At 63.3% G+C, this 7,076-nt stretch carries 8 protein-coding genes; 5 read left to right on the plus strand and 3 right to left on the minus strand.

Translation table 11 applies throughout. The features are described 5' to 3' along the window. Positions 1-6 precede the first annotated feature (6 nt). Positions 7-867 carry a pyrroline-5-carboxylate reductase gene (gene proC, locus ACVOMB_RS08575; RefSeq protein WP_481530774.1) on the minus strand — a complete coding sequence of 287 codons (861 nt, stop codon included), beginning with the start codon at positions 865-867 and terminating at the stop codon, positions 7-9. A gap of 19 nt (positions 868-886) precedes the next feature. Continuing rightward, entirely contained in the window at positions 887-1,549 is a 663-nt protein-coding gene (locus ACVOMB_RS08580; RefSeq protein ID WP_481530775.1) for a YggS family pyridoxal phosphate-dependent enzyme, read from the minus strand. Positions 1,550-1,645: 96 nt separating this feature from the next. On the opposite strand from ACVOMB_RS08580, the gene ACVOMB_RS08585 reads away from it, so the two are divergent. Further along, the gene (locus ACVOMB_RS08585) at positions 1,646-2,683 is read left to right on the plus strand and encodes a type IV pilus twitching motility protein PilT (RefSeq protein WP_296251652.1); all 1,038 of its coding nucleotides are present in this window, start codon (positions 1,646-1,648) and stop codon (positions 2,681-2,683) included. A gap of 112 nt (positions 2,684-2,795) precedes the next feature. After that, the gene (locus tag ACVOMB_RS08590) at positions 2,796-3,926 is read left to right on the plus strand and encodes a PilT/PilU family type 4a pilus ATPase (RefSeq protein WP_481530776.1); all 1,131 of its coding nucleotides are present in this window, start codon (positions 2,796-2,798) and stop codon (positions 3,924-3,926) included. A gap of 296 nt (positions 3,927-4,222) precedes the next feature. On the opposite strand, the gene ACVOMB_RS08595 is transcribed toward ACVOMB_RS08590, so the two are convergent. Then, positions 4,223-4,759 (minus strand): DNA-3-methyladenine glycosylase I, encoded by a 537-nt coding sequence (locus ACVOMB_RS08595; RefSeq protein ID WP_481530784.1) that lies wholly within the window; start codon positions 4,757-4,759, stop codon positions 4,223-4,225. 77 nt (positions 4,760-4,836) lie between these two features. Between ACVOMB_RS08595 and ACVOMB_RS08600 the strand changes: the two genes are divergently transcribed. From ACVOMB_RS08600 to ACVOMB_RS08610, 3 genes are read left to right on the plus strand one after another with little or no spacing between them, the layout of a single operon-like run. Next, positions 4,837-5,403: a YqgE/AlgH family protein gene (locus ACVOMB_RS08600; protein WP_481530777.1), complete on the plus strand. Its 567-nt coding sequence runs from the start codon at positions 4,837-4,839 to the stop codon at positions 5,401-5,403. Beyond that, entirely contained in the window at positions 5,396-5,863 is a 468-nt protein-coding gene (ruvX, locus tag ACVOMB_RS08605) for a Holliday junction resolvase RuvX (RefSeq protein WP_481530778.1), read from the plus strand. Before ACVOMB_RS08600 ends, ruvX begins: the two co-directional genes overlap by 8 nt. Before the next feature lie 17 nt (positions 5,864-5,880). After that, positions 5,881-6,831 carry an aspartate carbamoyltransferase catalytic subunit gene (locus ACVOMB_RS08610; protein ID WP_481530779.1) on the plus strand — a complete coding sequence of 317 codons (951 nt, stop codon included), beginning with the start codon at positions 5,881-5,883 and terminating at the stop codon, positions 6,829-6,831. The last annotated feature ends 245 nt before the right edge of the window (positions 6,832-7,076 follow it).

Below are 7,076 nucleotides of genomic sequence, written 5' to 3' on the forward strand. Positions count from 1 at the left end.
AGCTGTTCAATCGTTGGCAGCAGACAGCTCTTTGCCACGCTTGGCTGCCGCATCAATGGCTTTCGAGGTCAGCGCTTCAAAGCCACCGGCCTGGAAGGTTTCGATGGCTGCCTGGGTTGTGCCGCCCGGGGAGGTTACGCGACGACGCAGTTCGGCCGGGGCTTCGCCGGCTTCGGTCAGCATGCGGGCGGCGCCTAGTATGGTGTCCAGCACCAGCGCGCGTGCCGCATCAGCCGGCAGGCCTTGTTCCAGTGCGGCGGCCTCCATCGCTTCGGCGAGCAGGAACACATAGGCCGGGCCGCTGCCGGAGACGGCGGTCACAGCGTCCATCAGTCCTTCGCTCTCGATCCAGACGGTGCGGCCGGCGCTGGCAAGGACCTGTTCGGTCTGCGCGCGCTGGGCGGCTGATACGCGCAGGTTGGCGAACAGGCCGGTAACGCCGGCACCGAGCAGGGCAGGGGTGTTGGGCATGGCACGGACGACGGCTTGATCGCCGCCCAGCCAGCGCTCGAGCTGCGCGGCGGTGATGCCGGCGGCGATCGAGGCGACCACCGGCTGCCGTGCGGCGGCGATCGGGCTCAGCGCTTCGCAGACCGTACGCATCACCTGCGGTTTGACCGCCATCAGCCACAGCCCGGCATGGCCAGCAGCAGTTTCGGCCGCATTGTAGGTCTGCACACCGAAGTCCTGCGCCAGCGCCTCGCGCAGGGCGGCGACCGGCTCGGCGACATGGATGCGGCTGGCGGGCATGCCGCGTCGCAGCAAACCGGCGATCAGGCTGCGGGCCATGTTGCCGCCGCCGATGAAGGCGACATCAGTGTCGGGGAGCTGGGTATCGGGGAGGTCTGCGTGCGGGCTGCTGGTCATCAATCCAATCTCGGTGCGATCAAGGGGAAGGGCGTTGGCCGAACAAGGCGGTGCCGACTCTGACCATGGTCGAGCCGGCGGCGATGGCTTCGGCAAAGTCACTGCTCATGCCCATCGAAAGTGTATCGACCTGCGGATGCTGTGCGGCCAGGCCGGTAAACAGCGCCTGCATCCTAGCGAACGCGGCTTGCCGTTTGGCCGCTTCAGGGAAGGGGGCAGGGATCGCCATCAACCCGCGCAGGCATAGCCGTGGTTCGCTGGCAATGGCCTCGGCCAGTGCCTTTACCTGCTCCGGCGCGCAGCCGTGCTTGCTGTCCTCATCGTCGATGTTGACCTGGATCAGCACATTGAGGGGGGGCAGATGGGCCGGGCGGCCTTTGGCCAGGGCGTTGACCAGCTTGGCCCGGTCCAGCGTCTGCACCCAGTCGAAGATCTGCGCAGCCAGCTCCGCCTTGTTGGACTGCAGGTGGCCGATCAGGTGCCACTCCAGGCCCAGTTCGGCCAGCTCGGCGATCTTGGCGGCGGCCTCCTGCACATAGTTTTCACCAAAGGCGCGTTGTCCTTGGGCGGCCAGAGCGGCCACCGCAGCGGCCGGCTGCAGCTTGGAAACGGCCAGCAGGCGGACTGCCCGGTAAGGGCTGGAAGCAGCGTCGATCTGCTGCCGGAGGGTGGCCAAAGACACGGTTTGCAAAGCATCTACCTCTTGCGTGGGAAGGCTTATACTGCCCGCCAGGGGAAACACCTTACATATACTCGCAACGCAGGGGACAGAGCGCGTATGGACATCGCTGAACTTTTGGCGTTCTCGGTCAAGAACAAGGCCTCGGACTTACATCTTTCCGCCGGCTTGCCGCCGATGATCCGCGTGGACGGTGACGTCCGCCGCATCAATATCCCGGCGCTGGACCACAAGCAGGTGCACGCGTTGGTGTACGACATCATGTCGGACAAGCAGCGGCGTGATTACGAAGAGTTCCTCGAGGTCGACTTCTCGTTCGAGATTCCCTCGCTGGCGCGCTTCCGTGTCAACGCGTTCAACCAGAACCGTGGCGCCGGTGCGGTGTTCCGTACCATTCCCTCGGAAGTGCTGACGCTGGAAGACCTGGCCTGCCCGCCGATCTTCCGTGAATTGATCGAGCAGCCGCAGGGTCTGATCCTGGTCACCGGCCCGACCGGTTCGGGCAAATCGACCACGCTGGCGGCGATGATCGATCACATCAACAAGAACGAATACGGTCACATCCTCACCGTCGAGGACCCGATCGAATTCGTGCATACCTCGCAGAAATGCCTGATCAACCAGCGCGAAGTGCACCGCGACACGCACGGCTTCAACGAAGCCCTGCGCTCGGCCTTGCGTGAAGATCCGGACATCATCCTGGTCGGCGAATTGCGTGACCTGGAAACCATCCGTCTGGCACTGACCGCGGCGGAAACCGGCCACTTGGTGTTCGGCACCCTGCATACCAGCTCGGCGGCCAAGACCATCGACCGTATCATCGACGTGTTCCCGGCCGGCGAGAAGCCGATGGTGCGTTCGATGCTGTCCGAGTCGCTGCGTGCGGTTATTTCGCAGGCACTGCTCAAGCGCGTCGGTGGCGGCCGTGTGGCCTCGCACGAAATCATGGTGGCGACACCGGCCATCCGTAACCTGATCCGCGAAGACAAGGTGGCGCAGATGTACTCGTCCATCCAGACCGGCCAGCAGGTGGGCATGCAGACGCTGGATCAAAATCTGCAGGATCTGGTCAAGCGCAGCCTGGTCACGCGCAACCAGGCCAAGGAATACGCCAAGGACAAGCGTCTGTTCGAGTAATTCCAGGTTTCGGGATTAGAGATTCGGAATTCGGGATTCGTAAAAGCCGGAATCGACGGGGCGCGATGGGGTCATCCCACGCCCTGTCCCGGCTCTCCATCAGGAGCCAGACATGAGCACTATTGATTTCACCTCGTTCCTCAAGCTGATGGCGCACCAGAAGGCGTCCGACCTTTTCATCACTGCTGGCATGCCGCCGTCGATGAAGGTCAACGGCAAGCTGTCGCCGATCACCCAGACACCACTGACGGCACAACAAAGCCGCGACATGGTGCTCAACGTGATGACCCCGGCGCAGCGCGAGGAGTTCGAAAAGACCCACGAATGCAACTTCGCCATCGGTGTATCCGGCGTGGGCCGTTTCCGTGTGAGCTGTTTCTACCAGCGCAACCAGGTGGGCATGGTGTTGCGTCGCATCGAGACGCGCATTCCTACCGTGGAAGAGCTGAGCCTGCCGCCGGTGGTCAAGACGCTGGCGATGACCAAGCGCGGCATCATCCTGTTCGTCGGTGCCACCGGTACCGGTAAATCGACCTCGCTGGCCGCGATGATCGGCTACCGCAACCAGAATTCCACTGGTCACATCATCACCATCGAAGATCCGATCGAATTCGTGCACAAGCACGAAGGCTGCATTGTCACCCAGCGCGAAGTGGGCATCGATACCGACAGCTGGGAAGCGGCGCTGAAGAACACGCTGCGACAGGCGCCGGACGTGATCATGATCGGCGAAATCCGTACCCGCGAGGGCATGGATCATGCGGTGGCGTTTGCTGAAACCGGTCACCTGGTGCTGGCCACGCTGCACGCCAACAACGCCAATCAGGCGATGGACCGCATCATCAACTTCTTCCCGGAAGACCGTCGCAACCAGTTGCTGATGGACTTGTCGCTGAACCTGAAGGGCGTGGTTGCACAGCAGCTGGTGCCGACTCCGGACGGCAAGAGCCGCCGCGTGGCGATGGAAATCCTGCTAGGCACGCCGCTGGTGCAGGATTACATCCGCGACGGCGAAGTGCACAAGCTCAAGGAAGTGATGAAGGATTCCGTGCAGCTGGGCATGAAGACCTTCGACCAGAGCCTGTTCGAGCTGTATCAGGCCGGCGAGATCAGCTACGACGACGCCTTGCGTTACGCCGATTCGCAGAACGAAGTGCGCCTGCGCATCAAGCTGTCGCAGGGCGGCGATGCCAAGACCTTGTCGCAGGGTCTGGATGGAGTGGAGATTGCCGAGGTTCGCTGAGTCTGGCGGATCTGGTGATCTGAAAAGCCGCCCCTTTTGGGGCGGTTTTTTTGTTTGGCTGGCAGGAGGAGCAAGAGCAGAGTCGGGATCAAGATCAACTGCACCCCTCCCGAACCCTCCCCTTCGCTACGCGAAGGGGAGGGGCCAAAGCCAAAGCTAAAGCTAAAGCGGAGGCCGCTCTTCCCCCTCCCTTTCGCGTAGCGAAGGGGAGGGCCGGGGAGGGGTGCTCTTGCTCTCTAGCTCTTGCTGTAGCTATTGCTTCCAGCTCGCGCTCAAGCCATCAGCGCTCAGGCAGCTTACCGTTCCATCCAAGCCGGCCCAATCGCCGCAATCCTGACCATCACGGGGCAGTCCTCCCGATGCGCGCCCGGCAAATAGCCCAGGCTCATCAAAAATTCGCCGGTGATCTCGCCACCAGTAAACCGGAACGTCTTCTTGAACAGCTTCACCCACTCAGCCTTGAGCAGTGGGTGATGCGCATCCAGCCACTCTGCAAAGCCGCCATGCGACCCACGCAGGCCCTGGATCACCTGCGCGTTGTGAATCGCCGCCAGCACCTTGAGCCGGTTGCGGATGATGCTGGCATCGGCCATCAGCCGGGCGATATCCGCCTCGCCATACGCCGCTACCGCATCCACATCAAAGCCGCTATACGCGCTACGGAAACCTTCACGCTTGCGCAGAATGGTTTCCCAGCTCAAACCGGCCTGGTTGATCTCCAGCAGCAGGCGCTCGAAGAGCTCGCTTTCATCCCGTTGCGGAAAGCCATACTCGTTCTCATGGTACGGCCCGTGCACGGGGTGGCCCGGGGCGATATCGCAGTAGTAGCTCATGGGCGTCTCCGCGTTAAGGAAGACCGGATTATCGCCGCTGCAAAGCGTCGAGCGGCCGCAGCCGGTAGAATGCAGGCATGTCTGCGCTGTCGCCACCTCTCTCCAATCACCTGCTGGTGGCTTTGCCATCGCTGGTCGACCCCCAGTTCGCGCGTAGCGTGGCCTTGATCTGCCAGCACGACGAAAACGGCGCGATGGGTGTCGTGGTCAATCAACTCTCCGATTTCACCCTGGGCGATGTGTTCGCACAGATGGCGATCGATACCGACGATGGCGACCTGCGCGCGGTGCCGGTGCTCAATGGCGGCCCGGTGCATACCGAGCGTGGTTTTGTCATCCACGATGACGCCCGCGCATGGGATTCCAGCCTGAAGGTGGCCGATGGTCTCTACCTGACCACTTCCCGCGACATTCTCGAAGCCATGGCCCGTGGCGAAGGTCCGCGCAATGCGCTGGTCACGCTGGGCTGTGCCGGCTGGAGTGAAGGCCAGCTGGAGCAGGAGTTGGCGGAGAACAGCTGGCTGACCGTGCCTGCCGACGCCGCGGTGCTGTTCGAAACGCCCCTGGGCGAGCGCTGGCAGTTGGCTGGCGCGCGGATCGGGGTTGATCTGTTCCTGGTCACCGGATACAGCGGTCGTGCTTGAGTCCAACGCACTTTCCACCAGCAGCACGGTACTGGGCTTCGATGTTGGTTCGCGCCGCATCGGCGTTGCCATCGGCAGCTCGCTGGGTGTGGGCGCACGTGCCCTTGCGGTGATCGACGTGCATGCCAATGGCCCGGATTGGACCGCGCTGGACCGCCTGCACAAGGAATGGCGGCCGCAAGGCATGATCGTCGGCGATCCGCTCACCCTGGAAGGCGAAGACCAGCCCAACCGCAAGCGCGCGCACGCCTTTGCCCGGCAGCTGCAGCAGCGCTACAAGGTGCCGGTAGTGCTGGTGGATGAACGTTCCAGCTCGGTCGAGGCCGCGCAGCGCTTCGCCGTGGAGCGCGCCGAAGGCCGCAAGCGCCGCCGCGATGCTGCCAACCTCGACGCCGTGGCTGCCGCCGTCATCATCGAGCGCTGGTTGTCGGCGCCGCACGAAGCCACCCCTATTTCCTGACTGTCGAAGACCCTGCCATGACCGCTTCGCAACTTGATGCCCAAGGACGCCTGCGCCACCTGCTGACCCTGGATGGCTTGCCGCGGGAAACCCTGCTGCAGCTGCTCGACCGTGCTGGCCAGATCCGCGATGCCGCGGTCGGCCGCATCAACAACAAGCGCGCGGTGCTGGCCGGTACCGGCGTATGCACCTTGTTCTTCGAACCCTCGACCCGCACCCGCAGTTCGTTCCAGCTGGCGGCGCAGCGGCTGGGCGCCGATGTGTTGAATTTCGACGCATCCACCTCTTCCGCACGCAAGGGCGAAACCGCCTGCGACACGCTGAAGAATCTCGAAGCGATGGGCGTGCGTGGTTTCATCGTGCGTCACCCGGACGATGGTGCGGTGGCCGAACTGGCTGGCGTGGCTGGCGAAGGCACCGCCCTGATCAATGCTGGCGACGGCCGCAGCGCGCACCCGACCCAGGGCCTGCTCGACATGCTGACCCTGCGTCAGGCCAAGGGTGGCGATTTCTCCAAGCTGAAAGTGGTGATTGTCGGCGACGTGAAGCATTCGCGCGTAGCGCGTACCGATCTGCAGGCGATGCGCACCCTGGGCGTGGGCGAGATCCGCGTCTGCGGCCCGCAGTCGCTGCTGCCGGAAGATGGAATTCTTGATGGCTGCGTGGTCGGGGAGGATTTCGACGCGATGCTGGAAGGCGTGGATGCGCTGATGATGCTGCGTCTGCAGCGTGAGCGCATGGAAGAAGGCCTGGTGCCGTCGTTGGAGCAATACCACGCCCAGTACGGCCTCAACAGCGAGCGCCTGAGGCGTGCGGCCAAGGACGCAGCGGTGTTGCACCCGGGCCCGATCAACCGTGGCGTGGAAGTCACCGACGAAGTGGCCGACGGCCCGCAGTCGTGGGTGTTGCGCCAGGTTGCCAACGGCGTTGCCGTGCGCATGGCGGTGTTGGAGACCCTGTTGGGTTGAAGATGTACTCCCTCCCTTGCGCCGAAGGCGGAGGGGAGGGCTGGGGAGGGGTTGGCTTTTAGGCCTTTCAGGCATTGCCAGCTTCGCGGCTTACGCAGCTCCTACAAGCGAGTCGACATTGCGGGGCAGCGTCACTGTAGAGCCGAGATCCTATGTTCGCGGTCAAGCCTGCTGGAAGCAGGCTTGACCTATTCTCAGCATGGTCGGATCGAAATCCCGGCCGCTTTTGAATACCCCCCACGCGA

The organism is Stenotrophomonas sp. STEN018 (assembly GCF_056760235.1).

Excerpts from the sequence above, each read along its gene's own strand:
- ACVOMB_RS08595 (WP_481530784.1), bottom strand. The coding sequence starts at position 4,759 with ATGAGCTACTACTGCGATATCGCCCCGGGCCACCCCGTGCACGGGCCG.
- proC (WP_481530774.1), bottom strand. The coding sequence starts at position 867 with ATGACCAGCAGCCCGCACGCAGACCTCCCCGATACCCAGCTCCCCGAC.
- ACVOMB_RS08585 (WP_296251652.1), top strand. The coding sequence starts at position 1,646 with ATGGACATCGCTGAACTTTTGGCGTTCTCGGTCAAGAACAAGGCCTCG.
- ACVOMB_RS08600 (WP_481530777.1), top strand. The coding sequence starts at position 4,837 with ATGTCTGCGCTGTCGCCACCTCTCTCCAATCACCTGCTGGTGGCTTTG.
- ACVOMB_RS08610 (WP_481530779.1), top strand. The coding sequence starts at position 5,881 with ATGACCGCTTCGCAACTTGATGCCCAAGGACGCCTGCGCCACCTGCTG.
- ACVOMB_RS08590 (WP_481530776.1), top strand. The coding sequence starts at position 2,796 with ATGAGCACTATTGATTTCACCTCGTTCCTCAAGCTGATGGCGCACCAG.